The sequence below is a fragment of the Streptomyces viridosporus genome (genome assembly GCF_002078235.1).
In the GTDB taxonomy this organism is placed as follows: domain Bacteria; phylum Actinomycetota; class Actinomycetes; order Streptomycetales; family Streptomycetaceae; genus Streptomyces; species Streptomyces viridosporus.
This window is the reverse complement of record NZ_MSGP01000882.1, coordinates 1-1089: the sequence shown is the minus strand read 5'-3', so window position 1 is coordinate 1089 and position 1089 is coordinate 1. Positions and strand designations below refer to the sequence as shown.

The 1089-nt window shown below is 73.8% G+C and carries 1 protein-coding gene; it reads left to right on the top strand.

Features of this window, described 5'->3' with window-relative positions; translation table 11 throughout:
• Positions 1-330: 330 nt before the first annotated feature.
• Positions 331-1089: hypothetical protein (locus B7L92_RS38405; protein WP_174704094.1), on the top strand; the 759-nt coding region annotated here is incomplete at its 3' end.

Below are 1089 nucleotides of genomic sequence, written 5' to 3'. Positions count from 1 at the left end.
CCCGGGCCGCCTTCATAGGTGAGCTGAAGGCCGAACACCGCCGTGCCTGAGGAGGCCGGACCCCGGTCGCCGCCCGTCTTCCGGGCCCACCGGACCCTCGTCCGCGAGGACCCGGTGGGCCACTGACCTCCCCGAAGAACCGGGAGAAAGAACCACCCGCCCACCCACCCTCCCCGCCGAAAGGACCGCGTCACTCGTGCGAGTGACCGGCTTGCAGGCGCGGGACGCGGGCGGTTACGTTCGCCGCGACAACCGCAAACAGATACGGCCCCCGGCCGGGAGTGGCATCCCGATCGAGGGCCTGACCGATCAGGAAGAGCACACTTCCCGATGGCTGACCCGCAGTCTAACGCGCGCCTGCGCGCCGACGCCGGAGCTCCGACCTCCGGCGTGATCCACGTCCGCACCCGGCTCACCGCCGACTTCACCGTGATCCCCAACGCCCTCGCCCAACGGCGCGGCAGCGCGGTCACCGTCGGCGTCGCGGTCTACATCCTCTCCCTGCCCACCGGCACCCCCGTGAGCATCGCCGCCCTGTGCGCCCACTTCACCGAGGGCGAGATCCTCATCTCCCGCGCCCTGCGGGAACTGGAAGCCGCCGGATACCTGGAACGCCGCCGCGAGCGCCTGCCCTCCGGACAGATCCGCACCCGGACGTACTTCTACGACGTCCCCGGCGGCGCACCGCAGCCGGGCCCGGACGGGCCACCGGAACCGCCGAAGCCGCCCCGGCCCCGGAAGGCGTCCGCAACCGAGCAATCCGCTCCCTCTCCGGCGGCTACGCAAGCAGCTTCCACACCCACTCCGGACCAGCCGGAAGGGCCGACCGCACTCGCCGACGCCGACCCGCGGGCGGTCGCCGTCCTGGCCTCCCTCCGCCGCGTCGATCCGCGTCTCGTCCTGTCCGAGCGTGAGGCCGTGCGCCTGGCGCCGGCCGTCACCGCATGGCTGGCGGCCGGTGTCGGGCCCTCCCGGATCACCGCACTGCTCACGACGGGGCTCCCCGACCGCTTCCTGACCCGTCCGGCGGGCATCCTCGCCTTCCGCCTCCGGGAGACGCCGCTGCCCGCGCCGCCCCCGGTCTCGCCC